The organism is Streptococcus cristatus (genome assembly GCF_003943535.1).
GTDB classification, from domain to species: Bacteria; Bacillota; Bacilli; order Lactobacillales; family Streptococcaceae; genus Streptococcus; species Streptococcus cristatus_L.
Genome location: NZ_RJPU01000006.1, coordinates 1 through 22,261, shown reverse-complemented (window position 1 = coordinate 22,261; position 22,261 = coordinate 1). Strand labels below are relative to the sequence as shown.

At 41.7% G+C, this 22,261-nt stretch carries 22 protein-coding genes; 3 read left to right on the top strand and 19 right to left on the bottom strand.

From position 1 onward, the window contains the following. Nucleotides 1–163: 163 nt before the first annotated feature. From D8790_RS08035 to nox, 8 genes are all read right to left on the bottom strand, one after another. Complete coding sequence (locus tag D8790_RS08035) at nt 164–349, bottom strand: twin-arginine translocase TatA/TatE family subunit (RefSeq protein WP_125388235.1); 186 nt, start codon at nt 347–349, stop codon at nt 164–166. Next, on the bottom strand, nt 349–1,056 hold the full coding sequence (tatC, locus tag D8790_RS08030; protein WP_125388234.1) for a twin-arginine translocase subunit TatC: 708 nt from the start codon (nt 1,054–1,056) through the stop codon (nt 349–351). The genes D8790_RS08035 and tatC overlap by 1 nt, the downstream gene beginning before the upstream one ends. Then, the gene (locus D8790_RS08025; RefSeq protein ID WP_125388233.1) at nt 1,049–2,746 is read right to left on the bottom strand and encodes an FTR1 family iron permease; all 1,698 of its coding nucleotides are present in this window, start codon (nt 2,744–2,746) and stop codon (nt 1,049–1,051) included. The genes tatC and D8790_RS08025 overlap by 8 nt, the downstream gene beginning before the upstream one ends. After that, nucleotides 2,724–3,932, bottom strand: a complete 1,209-nt coding sequence (efeB, locus tag D8790_RS08020; protein WP_125388232.1) for an iron uptake transporter deferrochelatase/peroxidase subunit — start codon at nt 3,930–3,932, stop codon at nt 2,724–2,726. Before efeB ends, D8790_RS08025 begins: the two co-directional genes overlap by 23 nt. 4 nt (nt 3,933–3,936) lie before the next feature. Beyond that, complete coding sequence (gene efeO / locus D8790_RS08015) at nt 3,937–4,809, bottom strand: iron uptake system protein EfeO (protein ID WP_125388231.1); 873 nt, start codon at nt 4,807–4,809, stop codon at nt 3,937–3,939. Between the two features lie 126 nt (nt 4,810–4,935). Continuing rightward, a complete protein-coding gene (locus tag D8790_RS08010; RefSeq protein WP_125388230.1) occupies nt 4,936–6,489 on the bottom strand; it encodes a H(+)/Cl(-) exchange transporter ClcA in 1,554 nt (517 codons plus the stop codon). A 183-nt stretch (nt 6,490–6,672) separates the two neighbouring features. Further along, a complete protein-coding gene (locus tag D8790_RS08005) occupies nt 6,673–7,491 on the bottom strand; it encodes a PrsW family glutamic-type intramembrane protease (RefSeq protein ID WP_125388229.1) in 819 nt (272 codons plus the stop codon). A gap of 203 nt (nt 7,492–7,694) precedes the next feature. Beyond that, a complete protein-coding gene (gene nox, locus D8790_RS08000) occupies nt 7,695–9,074 on the bottom strand; it encodes a H2O-forming NADH oxidase (protein ID WP_125388228.1) in 1,380 nt (459 codons plus the stop codon). A gap of 230 nt (nt 9,075–9,304) precedes the next feature. Between nox and D8790_RS07995 the strand changes: the two genes are divergently transcribed. From D8790_RS07995 to D8790_RS07985, 3 genes are read left to right on the top strand one after another with little or no spacing between them, the layout of a single operon-like run. Next, nucleotides 9,305–10,234: an FAD:protein FMN transferase gene (locus tag D8790_RS07995; protein ID WP_312023757.1), complete on the top strand. Its 930-nt coding sequence runs from the start codon at nt 9,305–9,307 to the stop codon at nt 10,232–10,234. Between the two features lie 19 nt (nt 10,235–10,253). Beyond that, on the top strand, nt 10,254–10,862 hold the full coding sequence (locus D8790_RS07990; RefSeq protein ID WP_005589803.1) for an NADPH-dependent FMN reductase: 609 nt from the start codon (nt 10,254–10,256) through the stop codon (nt 10,860–10,862). Between the two features lie 22 nt (nt 10,863–10,884). Next, nucleotides 10,885–12,117 carry an NAD(P)H-dependent oxidoreductase gene (locus D8790_RS07985; RefSeq protein ID WP_005589802.1) on the top strand — a complete coding sequence of 411 codons (1,233 nt, stop codon included), beginning with the start codon at nt 10,885–10,887 and terminating at the stop codon, nt 12,115–12,117. A 51-nt stretch (nt 12,118–12,168) separates the two neighbouring features. Here D8790_RS07985 and sdbB read toward each other — a convergent pair whose 3' ends face one another. The 11 genes from sdbB to D8790_RS07930 all read right to left on the bottom strand — a co-directional run. Then, nucleotides 12,169–12,720: a thiol-disulfide oxidoreductase-associated lipoprotein SdbB gene (sdbB, locus tag D8790_RS07980; protein WP_045496869.1), complete on the bottom strand. Its 552-nt coding sequence runs from the start codon at nt 12,718–12,720 to the stop codon at nt 12,169–12,171. A 12-nt stretch (nt 12,721–12,732) separates the two neighbouring features. Continuing rightward, the gene (ccdA2, locus tag D8790_RS07975) at nt 12,733–13,440 is read right to left on the bottom strand and encodes a thiol-disulfide oxidoreductase-associated membrane protein CcdA2 (protein ID WP_045496866.1); all 708 of its coding nucleotides are present in this window, start codon (nt 13,438–13,440) and stop codon (nt 12,733–12,735) included. A 186-nt stretch (nt 13,441–13,626) separates the two neighbouring features. After that, nucleotides 13,627–15,330 (bottom strand): cache domain-containing sensor histidine kinase, encoded by a 1,704-nt coding sequence (locus D8790_RS07970; RefSeq protein ID WP_125388226.1) that lies wholly within the window; start codon nt 15,328–15,330, stop codon nt 13,627–13,629. Further along, the gene (locus tag D8790_RS07965) at nt 15,327–16,061 is read right to left on the bottom strand and encodes a response regulator transcription factor (RefSeq protein ID WP_125388225.1); all 735 of its coding nucleotides are present in this window, start codon (nt 16,059–16,061) and stop codon (nt 15,327–15,329) included. The genes D8790_RS07970 and D8790_RS07965 overlap by 4 nt, the downstream gene beginning before the upstream one ends. 59 nt (nt 16,062–16,120) lie before the next feature. Then, nucleotides 16,121–17,239: a peptide-methionine (R)-S-oxide reductase MsrB gene (gene msrB / locus D8790_RS07960; protein ID WP_125388224.1), complete on the bottom strand. Its 1,119-nt coding sequence runs from the start codon at nt 17,237–17,239 to the stop codon at nt 16,121–16,123. Between the two features lie 15 nt (nt 17,240–17,254). After that, nucleotides 17,255–17,818 (bottom strand): TlpA family protein disulfide reductase, encoded by a 564-nt coding sequence (locus tag D8790_RS07955; RefSeq protein ID WP_062004823.1) that lies wholly within the window; start codon nt 17,816–17,818, stop codon nt 17,255–17,257. 68 nt (nt 17,819–17,886) lie between these two features. Beyond that, nucleotides 17,887–18,207, bottom strand: coding sequence for a hypothetical protein (locus D8790_RS07950; RefSeq protein ID WP_125388223.1), 321 nt, complete (start codon nt 18,205–18,207; stop codon nt 17,887–17,889). A 27-nt stretch (nt 18,208–18,234) separates the two neighbouring features. Further along, nucleotides 18,235–18,945: a thiol-disulfide oxidoreductase-associated membrane protein CcdA2 gene (ccdA2, locus tag D8790_RS07945; RefSeq protein ID WP_002897620.1), complete on the bottom strand. Its 711-nt coding sequence runs from the start codon at nt 18,943–18,945 to the stop codon at nt 18,235–18,237. 142 nt (nt 18,946–19,087) lie between these two features. Beyond that, the gene (locus D8790_RS07940) at nt 19,088–20,122 is read right to left on the bottom strand and encodes a HAMP domain-containing sensor histidine kinase (protein ID WP_062004818.1); all 1,035 of its coding nucleotides are present in this window, start codon (nt 20,120–20,122) and stop codon (nt 19,088–19,090) included. Beyond that, nucleotides 20,119–20,817: a response regulator transcription factor gene (locus D8790_RS07935; protein ID WP_125371751.1), complete on the bottom strand. Its 699-nt coding sequence runs from the start codon at nt 20,815–20,817 to the stop codon at nt 20,119–20,121. The genes D8790_RS07940 and D8790_RS07935 overlap by 4 nt, the downstream gene beginning before the upstream one ends. 80 nt (nt 20,818–20,897) lie before the next feature. Beyond that, the coding region (locus D8790_RS07930; protein WP_125388222.1) for an SSURE domain-containing protein at nt 20,898–22,261 on the bottom strand (1,364 nt) is incomplete at its 5' end.

Sequence of the window (22,261 nt, the reverse complement as noted above, 5' to 3'; positions counted from 1 at the left end):
TCCTTATCAATACTTAAAAATGACCTACCTATGCTGTTCAGCATCGCTACATCTATCCAGACGTTTCCAGAAAAAGTATATCACAAGGTACAGGTTTTGTAAAATATTTCAAATATATTATTGATAAAGTTCGGGAATTAAGAAAAACACGGTCGCCCGTGTTTTAATCTTTCTTATCTTTTTCTGAGTCGGAGTCTTCTGCTCCTCCATCGACTGCCTTTTTAAACTCTGAAAACATTTTTCCAATCGACTGCCCTAACTCTGGTAGACGTTTTGGTCCAAAAATCAGTAAGGCACCTAGGACGATAACGATAAGCCCTGGTAGCCCGATGTCTTTTAAAATTCCCATTACGATGTTCTCCTTTTCTCAATCATTTTACTCAGTAGGATACTGACTTCATACAGCAAAATCAGTGGCACTGTCATTGACAAATCACTGATGAAATCAGCCGGCGTCAAGATTACTGCTAATACTAATAAAACGAAATAGGCATAGCGTCTATATTTTATCAAAAATTGCGGTTTGAGCAAACCGATTGATGTCAGAAAGGCCACAATGACAGGCAATTCAAACAAGCAAGCAATCGGAATGGTCGTGTGAAACAGAAAGGACAGGTAGTTCTGCGCTGTCATCTGGACGGCAAATAAACCATCTCCTAAAGAGAGCAAAACTTGCAAAATAGCAGGGCTGACGAAGTAAAAACCAAAGGCCAAGCCCAAGACAAAGCTGAAAAATGTAGCTGGTATGTAAGCAAAAATCGCCTTTGCTTCACTATTTCTCAGAGCAGGTCGGATAAATTCCCAAATCTGATAGACCATAAAAGGCAGGGTCAGTGAGAAAGCCACAAGACTAGCCAAGCTAATATAAATCCAAAGGATGTCGTCTGGTCCCAATACAATCAGCTTCTGCTCAAAGGAAGCGGTCAACCATTTGTAAATATCCGCTGCAAAAAGTAGACTGAGCAGAAAAATCAAACCAAACCAGATTAAGACAGCAAGGAAGCGCCATCTAAATTCCGTCAAATGCTCAACAATCGTCTGTTCCTTACTAGGCATCTGCTCGCTCCTTTTGTCGATTTCTAAAGGTCACATAAAGAACAACGACAAGAAAAATTGCTTGACTTAGTACTACTTCTAGGCTCGGATAAATTCCCAGCCAATCAATGGTTGGAAGATGAGAAATCAAGTGACTAGGGAAAATAGCTGTTAATTGCAAGGCATGAATGCTGACACCTAACATTTTAAAGGCCAAGGCGTAGATCAGCCAAGTTAGACCAAAGAAAATCCGATGAGGCCGAATGAAACTGCTGGCCTTGGTCATTAGAATTGCGAGCAAGACTAAAACCAAAATAGCAAGTCCCAGTCCCAAAAAGAAGTCTAGCAAAGTAATGCGCGGTAAAATGCCTGCATAGAACAAGATGGTCTCTGCTCCTTCACGGAAAACAGCGAGAAAGCTCAGGGCAAACATAGAAATAAAACTACCACTGGCTGTCACTGCCTGCATCTGACTTTCCATGAAGTCATTCCACTTCTTGACAGAGGACTTGCTGTGGAGCCAAATGCCGACCAAAATCATCATGACAACCGCAAAAATCCCCACTGCCCCCTCAATAATTTCACGATTGGAGCCAGAGGCGACAGCTGGAAAAAGAGACTGTAGCAAAATGGCAATGACCGCACTGGCTAGTACGCCCAAGCCAGCACCAGTATAGACCCATTTGAGACCTTTTTTCATCTTGGAGGCCTTGAGCGTCGTGACAAGTGCCATCACGATCAAGAGAGCCTCGACGCCCTCACGCAGCAAAATCAGCATAGCATCAAAGAAAGTATAAGACCCGCTGGTGTCAATCTGTTCTAGCTCACTGATTAAGGACGCGAGCTGGTCTTGATACTCCTTATCCTTGCCCTTCACCATGATGACAGGCGACTGGCTTTCTACTTTGGTATAGAGGGAGGGATTTTTAGTGCTGACATCTCCTTCAACGCTTGGCCAAATCGTGATAAATTTCTTCATCACAGCCTTGCCCTGCTTCTCGTCTCCTTTTTGGAAAGCAAGCAGAGCTTTTTTCAAAAGACCAATACCATCTGCCAGTGTAAGATTTTCACTGCTAGCAGACGCTTCCTCTCCCTTGACAAAGCTATCAATCGCTGCCGTCAGATCATCATAGGAAGTTTGAATAGCTTCAAAATCCGTTGGCTCTGTCTCGATGGTACTCCGTAAAAATGAAATGGCCGTTTCCACCTTGCCATAATGAGCCGTGCTATGATCCCGTACCACTCCTTCATTGGCGGTCCAGGTCGAATTCATTTTTTTATAGGCTTCACGAATCTTTTCAAGATCTTTGCTCTTAATCGCTGCCTGAAGAGCTTGAAATTTTGATTCTAATTTATTGACCAGCTTGTTTTTTTCCGCCTCAAGATCAACAGGATTCTGCTCCTTTTCAAAAGCCAAAAGAGCAGCTGAAACCTTGGTCAGCTTGTCCTCTGTCACATCGCCTGAGATAGTCAAGGCCTTGTTGACTTCTTTCCCTACAGCTGAGTCATGGTTGCTTAAAGCTGCAAATTCAGTCTGAATTTCCTCCAGCAATTCTTTGGCACTAGCTTGGTCGCCTTTTTGAACGGCGGTGCTAGCATCCGTAATCTTGATGAAGAGACTGCTATAAGAATCCTCAGCTGATACAGGCTGAGCTAGGAGTACGAGCGCCAACAGTAAAAACAGGATCTTATTCAAATAATTTCTGACCAAGATATTCTCCTTCTTTGACACCGCCGAAGCAAGCAAACAAGCCACTGCCCACATGGGTGACATATTCATTCATCTTATCCTGTGCTCCAAGATTGGTCTGCACTTTGATAAAACTGTCGGGATCCTTTTGGAAAGAGATAAAAAGGAGGCCTGTATCAAATTGACCCGTTGTTTCATCAATCCCATCCGAATAAGAATAGGAACGACGATAGAGAGGCTTGTCGACTTCCTTGGCTAGTCGCACATGTGCATCAACTGGAAGCAAAGCCAAGTCTACCTCGTCAAATTCATTCTTCTTGCCAAAGGGCGCTCCGCTCTCCTTATAACGGCCAAAGGTATTTTCTTGCTCTTGCAAATTGGTCCGATCCCAAGTCTCAAGAAACATCTGGATCCGGCGGACAGCCATATAAGAGCCCCCCTTCATCCAGTCCTTGCTGTCACACCAAACCACCTTGTCAAAATCTTTCTCCTTGGTGACATTGGCCGTGCCGTCTTTAAAACCAAATAGATTGCGGGGAGTAGACATACGATCGCCAATGGCAGCAAAGCCAGCCTGACTCCATTTCATGGTGACAGCATTTCGCGCTTTACGAACCAGATTGCGAACAGCATGAAAAGCCACCTGCTCATCATCCGCACAAGCTTGAATGACAATATCCCCACCAGTATATTTCTCTTTTAGTTGTTCCTTAGGGAAAGGAGGCAAGTCGCGGAATTCCTTAGGCTTTTTATCCTCCAAGCCCATTTTTTTCAGAAAAGAAGCGGAGACGCCAAAGGTTAAGGTCAGTCGGTAAGGGTTGAGTCCGACCGTTTCTCCAGTATCCGTAGGTGGCAAGAGGGCATTAGAACCATCTTTTTTGACTAAATCTCCATTGACCAACTTTTCACTGTAAGCGGTCCAGTCCTTGAACATCTGGATAATGGTCTCTTTATCCGTCGTATGCAAGTCCAGGATGACAAAATAGATATTCTTTTGCATGGCTGTTGTGATGCCAGCTTGATGCTCACCGTAAAAACTGATTTCTTCATCACCGTCAGCTAATTTTTTGTCTTCTTTCGCTTGATTAGCGAAAAAAGCAGATGCACTGGAGACACCAAGTGCTAAGCCTGCGCCTCCAATCCCTGCTTTTTTAAGAAATTCCCGACGATCCATTTTTTTATTAAACCATTTTTCGTCCTTGGTCATCTTCTTACTTCCCATCTAGGATGATACCCATTTGCGAGAGAGGCTCGCCCAGTTTTGTGACAGCTTCTCCTAGCTCTTTAGTATCTTCCTTGCTCAATTCGGTATAAAGTTTATAATTCTTAGAATCCGTCATGTGCTTGTCTAACAAACTATTAACATTCTTGAACTCAGTTTCTATACTTTTTACCAGTTTTTCATCTTTCTTCTCAATCAAAGGTTTAAAGAGTTCGAAAATCTTTTCTGCCCCTTGGATATTGGCACGGAAGTCATACAAATCCGTATGTGAAAAGATTTCTTCTTCACCAGTAATCTTGCTGGTCGCCACTTCGTTAAGGAGATCGACTGCACCAGTCAGCATAATGTCTGGCGTAACCTCAACAGTCGCGATTTTAGCCTTTAATTCTTTGATGTCATTGACCAACTGGTCTGCATATTTCTCCGTACCAGCCGTTGTATTGCTTTCCCACAGAATTTTTTCAATCCGGTGGAAGCCTGACCAGCCTTCTTCGGTCTTGTTTTCATCCACATAGTCAGCTAAGCGGAAGTCAATTTTCACATCGGACTCTCCGAAGCTTTCGGCAATCGGCTCTGAACGCTCGTAGCTCATGCGAATTAGCGGATACATTTTCTTGGCTTCATCAAGCTTGCCTTCTTTGAGCGTATCTCTGAACTTCTCCGTATCCGTCAGTAATTGGTCGATTTCTTTCTGCACAAAAGCCTTATACTCTGTTGTTGCCTTATCCAAAGCTTTCTGGTCAGAGGACGATAGACTTGTTTTAGCTTCCGAACTGCTGGCACTTGTATTCGATTTTTGATTAGCAGCACAGCCAGTCAGTAAAATAGCTGTTGACAATAAGACAATTCCAAGTTTTTTCATCTTGACTCCTTTATTTTCCCTAAAAGGGGCGAATTCATATAAATTATAACAATTTATTTCTCATATTTCAATAAATTGTCAGATAATTATAATAAAACTTTCCTTTCTGAGTAAAAAATGAGCATTTCAAAGCAAGATATCCTTAATTTTGCCAATTTCTGACTTCTTAACGACTACATAAATCGTATCTCCTAGGTAGAGACGACTGGCTCCATTGACCGTCTGAGTCTTACCCTTATGGATATTCATCGTGATTAAAACGCCATGCGGTAGCTCCAATTCATGCACCTGCCGCCCTGCGATCTTTTCTGAAACAGGAATTTCAATCAGGGTCGTCTCACCGTCATCTTCAATCCGATCTGGCAGCATTTTTTCAAGCATGGCTTCATAGACAGGCGCTCCCTTCAGCAGATCCATAGCAATATAAGCCATTAGAGTAACCAAGCCCAGTGGCATAAGATTTCGAATATCTCCCACCATCTCTGTAACGAGAATCATAGCTGTCAGCGGAGCTTTGGAAATAGCACCAAAATACCCACTCATTCCCAAGATGATAAAGATTGGAAATTGTTCCTGCGTGATAAAGCCAGCCTCTACACAAAGGGCTCCAATTGCTGCACCTAGTAAAGAACCTAAAGCCAGAATGGGCAGAAAAATACCACCAGGAAGTCCGCTACCATAACTAATCATACTCCATACAAAACGGAGTATGAAAAAGAAAATCAAGCTTCCAACTGTGTAATGAGCACTCGTCAAAGACAAAATCAACTGATTCCCACCGCCCAGCAAATGAGGCAGAAAATAGCCAATCGGAACGATTAAAACAAAGGCAAAAATCGGATAATAGTTTTTCGGTAGCCTAAATATTTTTCCCAGGGCTTCATAGACCAGATGAATATTAAGGACTGCTTTTTCATAGAGAAAACCAGCCAAGCCCAGAAACAAGCCCATTAAAATATAAATCCAGTACTGATTCAGCTCCATGAAAGGAATATTATCCGGCATATCCAAAACAGGAGTCAGGCCAAATATAGACAGCGAAATAAAATTCGCCACCAAACTTGCAGCCAAGGTTGAAACCCAAAAGAAGCGGGAGAAATGATGGTACACTTCCTCAACAACAAAGAGCAAACCTGCAATTGGCGCATTAAAAGCCGCAGCCAAGCCCGCAGCCGCACCACTGGCAATCAAGGTTCGTTCCTCTACCGGACTCAAATTCAGCCACTTAGATATACCTTTTCCACTCATCGCTCCTAGCTGAATACTCGGTCCCTCACGTCCCAGCATCAAGCCACTGGAAATTGCTAAAATACCAACTAAGAATTTTTTCCAGAGAATGCTCCACCAAGAAAGTGACATCAAGCCTTTCAACTCGGCCTCAACTTGTGGAATCCCTGAACCCTTTATATCCTTTTCTGTAGCTACCAATCTAGCATTTATAAAGACAACGAAAGCATACAAGAAAAGCAAGCCCACCAGCCAAATCCACTCACTCCTGCCCCTCACATAAGCCTCCTGAATCAAGTGAAAACTTTTCTCAATCAAAAAACGAAATGCTCCCACTACTAGTCCAGCAAAAATGCCTACCAGAATCCCTCTAGATACTTGGGAAATGATGGAGCTGGAAATAAAATTAAATTCTTTTCTCGTATCAGAAATCTGTTCTTTTTGTTTGATCATAATCTCTCTCCAAAAGATCTTATAGCAACATTTTAGCACAACATGTGGGCAAGAAACAAGGCGATAGCCATGAACATTTTGCTTTTGGACATAAATTTTTTAACATCAATTTTATCAGATTTAAAAGAATGCCAAAAATGTAGTTTGAGCATCAAAAAAACGACCTTGAAGGTCGTTTCGTGTTTAGATTGACAAATCTTCTCGATCAATCTTGCCAGCTGTTCGATAAGCTTGGTAGAAAATGAAGACAGCCACAGCAGTCATGACAGGAACGATGACTGGGATATCCGTTTCAATAGAAGTCAATGGAGAGTTCCAGAAGAAGTGGAGAACAAAAGCTGATAAGAAATAAAATAGTCCAGCTTTAAAGTAGACCTTTTGAGTCTTAGCAAATCGGAACATCAGAGCTAATCCGGTAGTGGTCAAAGCAGTATAGAGCCAGTGAGAAGCTACCCCACCAGTGATACGGCCTAAAATACCAGAGATAGTAAAGGAAAATCCTTCAGGAAGGTCGGAAAGGATGTAAGAAAAGTCCTCACTAATCTGAAAACCTATGCCAGCTGTAATTCCCAATAGTAAAAAGCCTTTAAGTTTTTTGACTGGCACTAGATAGACAGCGAAAGCAACTGCCAAAAGCTTAAGCGGCTCTTCAACCAGCGGAGCTGCAAGGGCATTCTCCAGATAACTAATCACTGTATTCGGAAAGCTCGTGCTGACCCACTCGTGGATATAAGTATTGGCTAAGCCAGACGTCCATCCAGAAATGAATAGCCCACCTAGCAGAGCAAGCTCAAGGCTAAATGCAGGTGTCTGCCATTTTTTACCCAAGCTGCGGATCAAAAGCAGAGCTGGGATGATATAGAGCAGGGCTAAAAGGGCTGACAGTCCGACAATCCCATAACTAGTACCTGACATACTGCCAGTGGTATAAGCTTGTGTCTCGTATTCCAAGCCGATTGCGCTCAGAAGGAGAAAAGTGAAAAGAACAATGTTTTTCTTCATATAACAACTTTCTAAAATTTTATTTTCATCTTAGTATAACAAAAAAATCTAAAATAGAACTAATTTTAAAACTCATTAGAATGATTATTAATTATTGTACGAGTTGATAAACATATAATATATATGCCTCATTCTGTATTGTATTGACAATTCAACTCGATAAAACAAGTAACAAAAAAGTCCCTTATCGGGACTTTCATTGATTATTTTTCAGCTGTAAGTGCAGCCATAGTGATGTAGTTGTATGGTTTGTTAAAGTGTGGCAAGAAGAAGAGATCTGTCAAGGCCAACTTGTCAATTGTTACATGCTCTTGGATAGCAAGTGAGAACATGTGGATTCCCATGCTAATTGCAGAGTCACGAGACACCATTTGCGCACCAAGGATTTCGCGACTGTCTTTGTCAAAAACAATCTTAATCGCAACTTCGTGGTTATCATGCTTCATAAATTCTGGTTTTTGAAGATCGTTAAAGCCTGTTTCAGTTGCATTGTAACCTGCTGCTTTTGCTTTTTCAAGAGTCAAACCAGTTGAAACCATGTGAAGACCATAGATTGAAATACCGTTTGATCCTTGCACACCGATTCCTTCCAATTCATGTCCACAAGCATTGTAAGCACCAACGATACCAGTACGTACAGCGTTAGATGCAAGAGCGATATAGCTAGTGTCTTTACGAGCATTGTCATAAACAGTTGCACAGTCACCAACAGCGTATACACCTGGGATAGATGTTTCTTGTTTCTTATCTACAAGGAAAGCACCGTTACGGAAGAGTTCAATCTTACCGTCAGCAAGAGCTGTGTTTGGACGGAAGCCAACAGCAAGAACCACCATATCCACATCAAATGTTTCTTTGTCTGTTACCAAGCGTTCAACTTTTCCATCACCTTGGATGGCTTTAACTGTTTGACCAAGAGCCAAGCGAATGTTGTGGTCTTCCAAGTTCTTCGCCATCATTTGTGTGAAGTCTTTGTCATAGTAGCCGTTCAAGACTGTGTCTACGATATCGACAAGCACCACTTCTTTTCCAAGACGCTCGAAAGCTTCGGCAAGTTCTACACCAATGTAACCACCACCAACAACGGCAATGCGCTCAAGGTGTTTGCTCTTGTCAGCAAGTTTTTCGATGACTTCTTCTGCATTTTGGTACAACTTAACAAATTGTACATTTTCAAGAGTTGCTTTGAATTCGCGGTTGCCCTTAACGATTTCAACACCTTCGATTGGAGGCAAGATTGGAGTTGAACCAGTTGCAAAGATCAATTTATCATAAGACTCTTTGTGCTCTTTTCCTTCAACTTCTGCAGTCACAACTTTGTTATCGTAGTCAATTGAAAGAACTGGTGAGTTCATGTAAACTTTAGCACCTTTTGCTTCCAATTTTTCTTTATCAGAGTAGAAGAGACCTTCTGGACCATCGATTTGTTCACCGATCCAAAGTGCCATTCCACAACCAAGGAATGAAATATTTGAGTTTTGGTCAAATACCACAATTTCATTTTCATGACCAAAGTTGTCCAACATCGTATTAATACAAGCTGTACCAGCGTGGTTAGCACCAACTACAACGATTTTACTCATAGAATAATCCACCTTTAAATTTAATTTACCAGACTAGTATACCATGTATCTGTTAGCGTTTACAAGATATATGCTCAGAATTATTTTAAAATTTGGCAAATAACTTTTATTTTAAACAAGAAATTTCAATTTTTCTGAAAATATTATATATTTACAATTGTGAAAACGGTATCTTTCTGTTATACTAATAGAGAAGATTAAGAAATTTAATAGGGAAGGTTGTGATAAAAGTGGATCTTATTTCTAGATCCATCCATTTAATGGGATCGACTATCACTATTTCGATTCTCCATGAAAAGGCCGACAGTCTTTTAGACCAGGTATTTTCTCTCCTAAGATTGTATGAAAAGCGCTTTAGTGCAAATGATGACAGCTCTGAGCTCATGCAAATCAATCACGCTGCCGGTAAACATCCCGTTTGTGTCCATCCTGATTTGTTTGAGTTGATTGAGTTGGGAAAAAAACATAGTCTCGCTCCGGACAGTCATCTCAATATTACCTTGGGACCCTTGATTCAAACTTGGCGAATTGGCTTTGCAGATGCAAAAGTTCCCAGTCCAGAAGAAATCAAGCAAGCGCTGTCACTCACTGACCCTGAGTGTATCGAGTTAGATGCAACCGCCTCCAGTGTTTTTCTGACAATGGAAGGCATGAAAATCGACTTAGGCGCCCTTGCAAAAGGTTATATTGCAGATAAAATCGCTGCGTTCTTACGGAGACAAGGCGTTACTTCTGCCCTCATCAATCTTGGTGGAAATATCTTAACCATCGGTCTAAATGAAAAGAATAATCGTTACTGGCGCATTGGCATTCAAAATCCAAGCTTGCCACGTGGAAACAACCTAGCTCTTCTGTCCGTTCAGAATCAGTCTGTCGTGACTTCAGGGATATATGAAAGAAAACTGCAGGTAGATGGCAGGGTTTATCATCATATTTTTGACCGCACCACAGGCTACCCAATCGACAATCAACTAGCTAGTCTCACGATTGTTTCATCAAAGTCCGTCGATGGTGAAATATGGACGACCCGTTTATTCGGGGAAAGCCCTACTTCCATCTTAGAGAAAGTCGAACAAGAAAATGGAATCGAAGCCTTCGTTATTACAGAAAATCATCAAATTTTTTATTCATCTGGTCTCAGCCCAGAAATCTTATCCTAAATCCAGAAAGGAACCTACTATGTTAAAATTTATCGGTCTAGTTGGTACAAACTCAAAGAAATCAACCAACCGCCAACTCCTGCAGTACATGCAAAAACATTTCGCTGATAAAGCAGAAATCGAGTTGATTGAAATCAAAGATATTCCTATTTTCAACAAACCATCTGATATGCAAGTTCCAGAGATCGTTAAAGAAATCGCTGCGAAAATCGAAGCTGCTGATGGTGTTATCATTGGAACACCTGAATATGACCACTCTATTCCTGCTGTACTTATGAGTGCCTTGGCTTGGTTGTCTTACGGTATCTATCCATTACTTGGTAAACCAGTGATGATTACAGGAGCCTCTTATGGAACTTTGGGTTCATCTCGCGCCCAACTACAACTCCGTCAAATTTTGGATTCGCCAGAACTCAAGGCTTCTGTTATGCCAGGTTCTGAATTCCTACTTTCTCACTCACTTCAAGCCTTTGATAAAAATGGAGACTTGATTGACCTCGAAACCATTCAAAAATTAGACGCTCTTTTTGATGACTTCCGTTTGTTTGTTAAAATTACAGAAAAATTATCAAGTGCCCAAGCACTTCTTCATCAAGAAGCTGAAAACTTTGACTGGGAAAAATTGTAAGTACTAGAAGGGAAAGAATCACATGAAATTTGTTGGACTTGTCGGCTCAAATGCAGACCAATCATACAACCGTAAATTACTAGAATTCATCAGAAAACAATTTAAACTGAAATTTGAATTAGAAGTTTTGGAAATTGATGAAGTTCCACTCTTTAATCAAGATGAAAAATGGGACGAATCCTTCCAGCTGCGCCTTTTGTACAACCGTATCACACGCGCTGACGGTGTCATCATTGCCACTCCTGAGCACAACCACACCATTACAGCAGCTCTCAAGAGCGTCCTTGAATGGCTCTCTTATGAAGTTCACCCATTTGAAAGCAAGCCTGTCATGATTGTGGGAGCTTCCTACTACGACCAAGGAACGTCTCGTGCCCAAGTACATTTGCGTAAGATCTTGGATGCTCCAGGTGTCAATGCTTATACTTTACCAGGAAATGAATTCCTTCTTGGTAAAGCGAAAGAAGCTTTTGATAATGAAGGCAACATCACAAACGAAGGAACTGTTAAATTCCTTGAATCTTGCTTAGATAACTTTGTAAAATATGTTGAGGTAGTCTCAAAATTGAAAAAACCTAAACCAATTGCTCCTGAAGACTTAGATGTCACGAACCCAATCGCAACAACCATCACAGAAGTTGACCCTGACGATCCAGAATGGGTAGAAAAAGCTGCAAAAGCTGTTGGTGCTGTTTCTGGCGATACCTATGTCAAGCTTGACCATGGTATCCTGACTGTTAACCAAATCGACATGTTCTTAAAGGCTATGCCGTTTGAATTGACTTATGCAGATGATAACAACCAGTTCCTTTACTATAACAACGCTCATCAAGATCCGGACACTATGTTTGCCAAACGTGTACCATCCCAATCAGGTGGCCGTCTCTCAACTCTACACAACTCTCTTCCTGCTGCTCGCATGAAGAACGTAGAATGGGTAGTTGGTGTTCTTCGTAACGGTGATCAAGAGTACGTTCGTACAATCGTGCCGGGCTCACCAGCAGGTGTTATCAATACCCACAACTACCAAGCAATGTACTATCCTGACGGATCCTACGCTGGTATCAACGAAATCGTCTTCAACTTCCAACCTTGGCTAGATTGGTATCTAAAAACAACTGGTCAACGCTTGGTTGGAGGAAGTGGTCCTTTTGCTCCTGCAGCTGCAGCAGCCGATGCCACTTCTGGTGCTTCAGATACTGGCGGTGGTCACGGCGGTGGAGATGCCGATGCAACATCTGGCGCTAGTGCTTAATCAGAACAAAATGAAAAGAATGGATTTTTACATCCATTCTTTTTCTTTATTTTATTTCATTTCCTTGAAGGCCTTTTCTGCTTCTTCGTTGCTGATTGCTCCAAAATGAATCTTCCCAATTTTTCCTTTGCTATCAATGAGGATTTCTGTTGGAATACTGCGAACCTGATAGGCTTGGAAGATTGCACCAGACGTGTCAAATAGAACGGGCACATCCTTATATCCTTGTTCTTGATACCATTTTGGGAAGTCCTCAACAGACTTCTCTCCTTGGAGACCCGGTGCTACAATAGACAATATTTCAAAATCACGGTCTTTTTTACCAGCTAATTCGACCAATTCTGGCATACTTCGCTTACAAGGTCCGCACCAAGAAGCCCAGAACTTCAGATAGACTTTTTTTCCACGGTAATCAGAAAGCTTGACAGTTTTTCCATCCATCGACTGAAGAGTGAAGTCCGGTGCCTCCTGACCAACTGCAACCTGCGATTGGACACTTGTACTGGACTGGCTTTGACTATCCATCCCCTTTTCATCAGATGAACAAGCTGATAGTGTCAGAAAAGCTATCGAAGCAACAACTAACGAAAGAATTTTTTTCATCTTTTTCTCCTTTTATCCAAAAATTCCTGATAAGGCATTTAACTGCCCGAGCATGAGAAGGATTCCCATAAAAATGATTAAGGCTCCTCCAATTTTTTTCATTAGCCCCATATAGGGTTTGATTTTTGAAAAATAGCGCATAACGAAGCTAGAAGCTAAAGCCAAGATGAGAAATGGTAAGGCCATTCCCAAAGTATAAACCAATGTTAGGAGCGCTCCTTGGATAGCTCCATTTCCTCCAGAGGCAGCTAGAGCCAAAACCGAACTAAGGACAGGGCCAATACAAGGTGTCCAACCAAAACTGAAACTAATACCAAGTAAAAAGGCTGACAGAAAATCATTCCGACGACTGTTCTTCTTAAATTCCACATTTTTCTGGAATTGTAACTGCCTGATATTAATCAGCTCCATCTGGTGAATTCCTAGCAAAATGATGATGATCCCCATCAGATAACGGAATTTCTCATCGTAAATCACCCTTCCTAAGAATCCTGCACCGAAGCCTAGTAGAAAGAAAACTAAAGAAATTCCAGCAATGAAACACAGGGTCTTGATCAGACCAGTCCAAGCGATCTTTCTGCCTAAAAACTTGACTTCTCTAGGCTCTTCTTCATCCAGCAATATCCCTATGTAGACTGGTAACAAGGGAAAGATGCAAGGCGAGAAAAACGAGAGAATTCCAGCCAAAAAGACCGAAACAAAAAATAAACCAGACTCCATCCCAACCTCCTTTAAGATGTGTTTTCAATATTATTATAACAAACGATTTAAAATTTTCCACATTTTGCTACACTATCCTCATCTTTGTATAATTTAGCAGAGAAGCCGTCTGTAAAAGGCCTATTTCATTCCTAAACAGCAAAAAAGCCGGAAAGTTTCCGGCTTGAGTACTGAATGATAGCGAACTTAAGCATCTGTTACTAGCGGCAAGTAAAGACAAATCTGGGTGAATTTACCTGGTTCGGACTGGATTTCCATATGGTAGTCTTCTCCGAACTGCAACCTCAAACGTTGATCAACATTTTTCAGACCAACCCCACCTAAGCGAGGGAGAGTCTTGTCCACTGAATTTTGGAGATCAAAGCCGCGACCGTTATCATAGATAGACAGTATCAGCTGCCCCTCTTCTGCTGCTGATGTCACCCGAATCACGCCTTGTCGGTCAATTTCCTTGATGCCATGATAGATGGCATTTTCAACCAAGGGCTGAAGTACTAGCTTGGGCAGTTTATAATCAGCTAGAGATTCATCCTCTTCAATCTCATATTGGAGCTTGTCGCCATAGCGCTGCTTCTGGATAAAAAGATACTGACGAACGTGATCGATCTCGTCTTTGAGGGCAATCTGTTCGTGTCCTTGATTAAGCGCCAAACGGAAATACTGAGCGAGTGATTTTGTTACCTCAACAACACGCTTGCTGTCATTAAATTCAGCCATCCAGACAATCGTATCTAAGGTATTATACAGGAAATGGGGGTTGATTTGAGCCGAGAGAGCTCGGAGCTCATAGCGGCGAACATTTTGTTCTTCAGTCTTAACCGCTTCCATTAGTTGTTCGATTTGATCCAGCATTTTATTGAACTGCTGAGCCAAGTCAACCAACTCTGGAGAACCCTTAGCTTCTGCTCGCAGGTTTGAGTCGCCTGCCCCAATTTTCAGAATAACAGCTTGCAGATTCTGCAGAGGCTTAATCCACAAACGCAGAACAAACCAAATACCAGTCAAGCACAGCAGGAGTGCTAAAAGGCCCAGTCCCACAAAAGAATAAAGCATCTGTGACTGAAGCATCTGCAATTGCTCTAATGAAGCGACGCCAATTAGAGTCCAGTCGCTGTCCGCAATATCAATCTGGTAGACAAAGGCCTGTTTCTGGTCTGCATAACCATCCTTGACCGATATATAGGGCTGCATAGCTTTCATTTCCTGGCTGGATGAATAAACACTTTTCTTGGGATGATAGACAAATTCATGCTGGCTATTGACAATAAAGCTAAAGCCCTTCTTTCCTAGCTGAAGCCTATCCAGATAGGCTTTGAGACTATTGTAGCCGATATCCAGACGCAACACACCGAGATTCTGCCCTGCTTCATCCACTACTTCCTGAGTGACAGAAACAACCCACTTCTCCTTCTCAGATGACAGAGATTCTTTCCGAGCAGGGGTCAAGACAGGCATGGCTTTGGTATGAACAGCTTCCTGATACCATTTTTCATTCATCATATCAGAGGATGTCTGCATACTGATTTGAGAATCTGTCGAGACCACGCGCCCGTCCTTGGTAACCAATACTGCCGACACTAAATCCGGATCAGTCGCAATAATGGTTTTCATCAAAGCCTGTACTGACGTTTCGCTGCTTTCTTGATTCTGAGCAAACTTACGAATCGTTTCTTCCTTGCTCAGTGTAGAGGTGGTTTGTTTTAATTTTTGCAAATAGGAAGCAATAAACTGCCCGCTTTGCTCCATGCTATTGCGCGTCGTTCGCTCTGTCAGCTGCCGAATAGTCTGCGAGCTAGTCTGATAGTAGAGACTCCCAACAGACCCCAAAAGTAAAAGGACCAGCAGAAAAATATAGACAATCAACTGGATAAGAAGCGGATATCGTTTCATTTCTCCTCTCCTTTTTTAAACTGCCGAGGTGTCAGCCCGACCACCTGCTTGAAGCGCTGAGAAAAATAGTTCATATCTTCAAAACCAACCTGCTCTGCTATTTCATAAATCTTCAAATCTGTAGTCAGGAGTAAGAGTTTAGCTTTTTTCATCCGCTCTTGAATCAAATAATCTTGAAAAGGCAAGCCTAATTCTTTTTTGATAAGAACACTTAGGTAGGACGGACTAAACCCCAATTGGAAAGCCAAACTTTTCAGACTTAATTCTGAATCAGCTAGACGCGCATGAATAGCCTCTTCCAACTCAGAGTGCTGTCCCTGATCAACCAAGTTTTGAATCTGAGCTTTTTTACGCTCCTTATCAAGCTTAGTCTGCAGCTTGGCCAACATTTCCTCAACATCATCCTTAGAAAATGGCTTTAGCAGATAGTCATCTGCACCTAGCTTAATGGCTGTCCGAGCATAATCAAAATCATCATAGCCCGTCAGAAAAACGATATGGCACTTAGGAGCCTGCTCCCTGACTAGCTTGGCCAGTTCGAGGCCGTTCATCTGTGGCATATTGATATCGGTCAGCAGGATGTCAACAGGATTTTCCTGAAATTTCTTCCAAGCTTCTATCCCATTTTCAGCCCGGGCAATGACTTGCATACCAAACTGCTCATAGTTTACCAAGGACGCAATCCCCTGTCTTACCAGATACTCATCCTCTACAATCATAATTGAATACACAAGATTCAACTCCTTATTTTTACTGGATTTATTATAGCAAATTTTCAATCAAAATGCTCTTAAACATAATCCAAAAGATAGCCGTAGCCCTTCTCCTCCATCTCAGCTTTTGGAATGAACTTAATTGACAAACTATTGATGCAATAGCGCAAGCCACCCTTGTCCTTAGGACCATCTGTAAAAACATGCCCCAGATGAGAATTTCCAACACGACTGCGAACTTCAGTCCGTGTCATATTAAAGCTCTTGTCTTCTTTGTAAGTCGCAACATCTGGACTGATAGGACGTGTGAAACTCGGCCAACCGCAGCCTGAGTCAAACTTATCCTTTGATGAAAAGAGAGGTTCGCCTGTCACCACATCCACATAGATACCAGCATCAAACTTATCCCAATAGCGGTTAGAAAAGGCCCGCTCTGTGTCATTCTTTTGTGTAACTGCGTATTCTTCTGGCGAGAGCTTAGCCTTAATCTCTTCATCGCTAGGCTTAGGATAGCGACTAGCTTCGATAACAGGGTATGCAGCTTGATTGACATCGATATGGCAATATCCATTAGGATTCTTTTTTAGGTAATCCTGATGATAATCTTCTGCTTTGATAAAGTTTTTCAGAGACTCTTTTTCAACAGCCAAAGGCTTCTCATATTTCTTAGCAACTTCATCAAAAACTTGATTGATGGTATTCAAATCTGCTTCATCCTTATAATAAACACCTGTCCGATACTGGGTACCCTGATCATTTCCCTGCTTGTTTTTAGAAGTTGGATCAATAATGCGGAAATAGTGAAGTAAGATTTCTTTGAGAGATATTTTTTTTACGTTATAGGTAATTTTTACCGTCTCAGCGTGACCAGTTTGGGAGACCAATTCATACTTGGTCGTGTCGCCCTTACCATTTGCATAGCCTGATACTGCATCTATTACACCTGGCACGCGAGAAAAGTACTCTTCTACTCCCCAAAAACAGCCGCCAGCCAGATAAATCTCCCGCTTGTCCTCTTCCTTGACATCTTCTTTCTTCTGTTTAGTCACTTCTGTCTTGCTCATAGAGGCTTTCTTGATTTGCTCAATATTGGCCTGAGCTGGGCTAATAGACATGGAGCCCTTGATTAAGAAAAATAGACCAAAACAGGCAAGCAAGCCAAACAAAACCAGAAAAATCTTCCATTTGCCTTCCATGCTCTTTACTCCTTTCTACTTGATTTCTTTCAGTGTTTTTTCAATATCTTCCTTGCTCATATAGCCCACATGAGTTTTAGCAAGGGAGCCATCACTATTGATAAAGAGAGCAGATGGGTAGGATCGAATACCGTATTCTTTCAGTAATTCTCCCTTAGTATCCATGAGAACTGGGAAGTCTTTGTAGTCCAAAGACTTGTACCATTTCTTAAAATCATCTGCTGACTTTTCTCCATTAAAGGTCGGAGACACCACCGACAGGACAACATAATCTTTTCCAGACTGCTCCTTAGCCAAATCATTGGTATCTCCAAGAGTGGATAGACAAATAGAGCACCAAGATGCCCAAAACTTAAGGTATACTTTCTTGCCTTTGAAATCAGACAACTTGTAGGTCTTGCCGTCTACTCCTTGCAGACTAAAGTCCTTAGCCATTTTTGTAGCTTGATTAGAATTTGCCTTACTAGTCATGGAACTTTTATCATTTTTAGAAGCTTCTGAGTTCATTTGCTGATTTGAGCAAGCTCCCAATAAGCCGACACAAAGCAGACTGGCAGTCAAAATCGATAGTTTCTTCATCGTTTTCTTTCCTTTCAAAATAAGGAGAAAGCCGACAAAACTGACGACTTCCACCCTTATTGATAATTTTATTTATCAGATGACATCTCTGATGAATCTTCCATGTCATCCTTCATACTTGAGTCGCTAGATTTCATATCATCTTTCATGTCAGACTTACTGTCGGACATCATAGAAGAGTCCTTCATCTCATCCTTTTTCATCTTGTCATCAGACATGCTAGAGTCTTTCATATTCTCCTTCTTCATGTCATCTTTTTTCATATCATCTTTTTTCATCATGCTACTATCATCAGTCTTTTTCATATTAGTGTCTGACTTTTGACTGGAGCAAGCAGCCAAGGCAAAGATACTAAGTGCAGCGATTGTAAGGGTAGCGATTTTTTTCATGATATTTCTCCTTTAATTATATAATATTTATCCAAATAGCGATGCTAAAGCGTTTAGATTTCCGAGCATAAGCAAGATTCCCATGAGGATGATGAGTGCACCGCCGATTTTCTTAAGCGTTCCCATATAAGGTTTGAGTTTCGCAAAGCGCTGCAATACCCAGCCAGAAGCCAAAGCCATAGCTAGAAATGGAAGTGCTAATCCAAGTGTATAAACCAACATAAGTAAGCCTCCCTGAAGAGCGCCGTTACCGCCAGAAGCAGCAATTGCTAAAACAGAGCTCAGAACAGGTCCCACACAGGGCGTCCAACCAAAGCTAAAGGTGATACCCAAGAGAAATGCGTTAAGAAAATCACTTCTTTTACTATTCTTTTTAAGTTGGATGCTCTTTTGCTTTTGCAGCTGCTGGATATTGATGATTCCCATCTGGTGGATTCCCAGTAGAATGACAATTCCACCCAGAACATAGCGAAACCAAGGAGCATAGAGGACTTGTCCTAGAGCGCCAGCTCCATAGCCCAAAACTAAGAATACAGTTGATAAACCAGCTATGAAACATAGAGTCTTAGCCAATCCATACCAGGAAATGTCTTTTCCCATAAACCGAACCGTTTTCGGCTGATCCGAATCCAGCAAAATCCCCACATAGACTGGCATAAGCGGTAAGATACAGGGGGAGAAAAAGGAAAGAATCCCTGCCAGAAAAACAGAAATAAAGAACAAAAAACTTGTTGCCATTTCAAAAACCTCTCTATCAATTTCTGACTCTAGTATAAAATAAAAATCTCCCTAAAAATAGGGAGATCGATTTGGAAAAACTTGAATTTGGTTTTATCTTTGCTAAATCAAGAATTGAAAACGTATACCAATTGCTGTGGATTTATGTTAGGTTGAGAGTAAATGTAAAAGTGCTTCCTAGGCCACACTGGCTTTCAACCATTATTTCTCCACCCAGCTGATGAGCCAACTCACGAGCAATAGCAAGGCCCAGACCATGCCCACCTGTCTTCATATTACGAGATGTTTCTACACGATAAAGGCGTTTGAAAATCTTATCCAAATCCTCAGGAGCAATACCCTGTCCTTCATCCTTCACACTTATTGTCAAGATCTGCTCAGTTAATTGAGCCACGACCTCAATTTTAGTTCCAGGGTCTGAATACTTAAAGGCATTATTTAGCAAGTTGACCAAGATACGAGAAAGTTTATCGTAATGGCTCTTAATTTTCGCTGACTCAGGAGACACTTGAATGTAGATGTCTCGCTCCTCTTGCTCAATCAATAGTTGAAATTCACTCATGACCTCAATCAATAGCTGGTCTAGAAAGACTATTTCAGCTTCTCCATCTGATTCTATTCGAGGCTGGGCATTAAGAGTCAAAACATCCAACTCTTCCACCAATTTATTCAAACGCTCTGTCTGACGGCTAATCGTGGTCAAGTAATGAATCTGCTCCTCTTCTTCGATCACTCCATCTAAAATCCCCTCCACAGTCGCCTGAATAGAGGTAATGGGAGTTTTAATATCGTGAGAAAGCTGGGCAATCATCATTCCTTTTTCTCGTTCACTTTCATCAAGCGATTCAAACGTTTCTTGCAAATTATGCGACATATCGTTAAAAGCCTGACCTAACTCTTGAAATTCGATAGGGCCCTTGGCGTCAATCTCTGTACTAAAATCCTTGTCAGCTATATTCTGAGCCTGTTTTTTCAGATGCCGAAGGGAAGAAAATACTGGCGATAAAAGAAAGAGACTGACTGCCGCTCCTATAAAACTAGCAATCAAGGTCATTCCAACTAGGAAATAAATCTCGCTTTTTACAATCAACATTCGCTGGACTGCCCAGAAAACGAGTAAAATCGTTAGTAGGCTAGAAATTAGGTACCCTACTAGAATGTAACTTTTTAATTTCATTTTATACCTCGTGCTCCTTCCATTTTATACCCCAGACCCCAGACAGTTTTGACGGCAGGAGTGTCTGAACTGGCATACTTGGTCAATTCCTGTCTCAGAGCATGTATATGAACATTAAGGGTATTGGTATCATCTACGAAGTCTTCCTGCCACACCTTTTCGTAAAGCTCCGTCTTTGAAAAAACTCTCTCAGGATTACTAGCTAAAATCCAGAGCAGTTCAAAGGATTTCACTGTTAATTCCAAAAAATGCTCTCCGATGCGAGCCTCATGAACCGCATGATTCATCACCAAATCACCGAGCTCAATTTGTTCGATCTCGCCTCCACGATGCAGTCGGCGCAAAATGTTATTGACTCTTAGAACTAGCTCACGCGGACTAAAAGGTTTGGCTATAAAATCATCTGCTCCTAAGCTCAAACCGTAAATTTTGTCTTGATCGCTAGTCTTAGCCGTTGTAAAAAGAAAAGGCTGATCAGGTGCTATATACTGAACCTCACTGATAAAGTCATAACCGTCCATATTCGGCATCATGATGTCCGTTATGATCAGGTCAACAGATTTCTTTCGGAAAAGATCTAACCCCTCCACGCCATCTCGAGCCACTAAAACATGGTAGCCTTCCTGCATAAGATAGCGCTTTTGAATATCTAGAATATCCATCTCATCATCAACGAGTAAAATTGTCTTTCCCATTTGCCAATCTCCTGATAAAAACAGTGTTATACTGGCTTTAGTATAACACTATTTTTAGTATTTTTTAAATGATTTGAACCTTAATCTTTTTGTTTTTCTTTCAAACCTAGAAGGCTAAGAATTCCTGCCAAAGCTAGTCCTAAGAAACCAATGGTAGCTGTAGCTGTTTGAGCTTCACCAGTTGTGGGTAACGTAGGCTTATCATTTTTTTTCATTGTATCTGCCATCGGCTTAGAAGTTAGGTGTTCCCCCTTCACATCAGTCATGCGATGATCTACTTCCTTCGTACCCTCAGCTGTACTCATAGAATCTGTTGCAGAAGGCTTCTTATTCATCTGACCTTCTTGAGATGGTGTTGTAGAAGGTTTCATATTCATTTGACCTTCTTGAGATGGTATTGTAGCCATTTCTTTTCCACGAAGCTGAATCGTTACTTGACGAGTCGCGATAAGATTTGTCAAATCTGGTTTTCCATCTTTAGCACCATAGACCTTGACAGTAGCTTGGTAAGCATATGTGCCGTTAGCGCGAAGTTGGTCGAGAAGGTCTTGGCCGTCTTTACCTGTAGTATTGCCGTTCAAATCCACTTCGTAGAAGTATTGACCTTTCGCTAAGCCTTCAAGTGGCAAGAGAGCTGGATTTTTAGCTGTTCCATTGTCTGACCAAGGTGCCTTGTCAGAAGATTTGAGCAAGAGGCGCGTCAACATGCCGTCGCCACCGAAAGCTTCATACGGAATGACTTGATTGACACCAGCCAAGAATGGACCGGGAACGTTCGCTTTTTCTAAATAGCTGGCCGGAACGTCGATATGATCTTTAATATTTTTAGTGACCGAATCTTTGACTGCTTCTTTTGAAACAAGGCCGTTCAGGTTAACAGTTACATTTTTTGTAGCTACGAGATTGGTTAAATCTGCTTTTCCATCTTTAGCACCATAGACTTTTACAGTCGCTTGGTAAGCATATGTGCCATTAGCGCGAAGTTGGTCGAGAAGGGCTTGCCCGTCTTTACCTGTAGTATTGCCGTTCAAATCCACTTCGTAGAAGTATTGACCTTTCGCTAAGCCTTCAAGTGGCAAGAGGGCTGGATTGTTCGCTGTTCCATTATCTGACCAAGGTGCCTTGTCAGAAGATTTGAGCAAGAGACGCGTCAACATACCATCTCCACCGAAAGCTTCATACGGAATAACTTGATTAACACCAGCCAAGAATGGACCAGGAACATTTGCTTTTTCTAGATAGCTTGCTGGAACGTCGATATGGTCTTTAATATTTTTAGTGACTGAATCTTTGACTGCTTCTTTTGAAACAAGGCCGTTCAAGTCAACCGTCACATTTTTTGTCGCAACAAGATTGCTTAAATCTGCTTTGCCGTCTTTGGCGCCATAAACTTTGACAGTAGCTTGGTAACTGTGAGTTCCGTTAGTGCGAAGTTGGTCGAGAA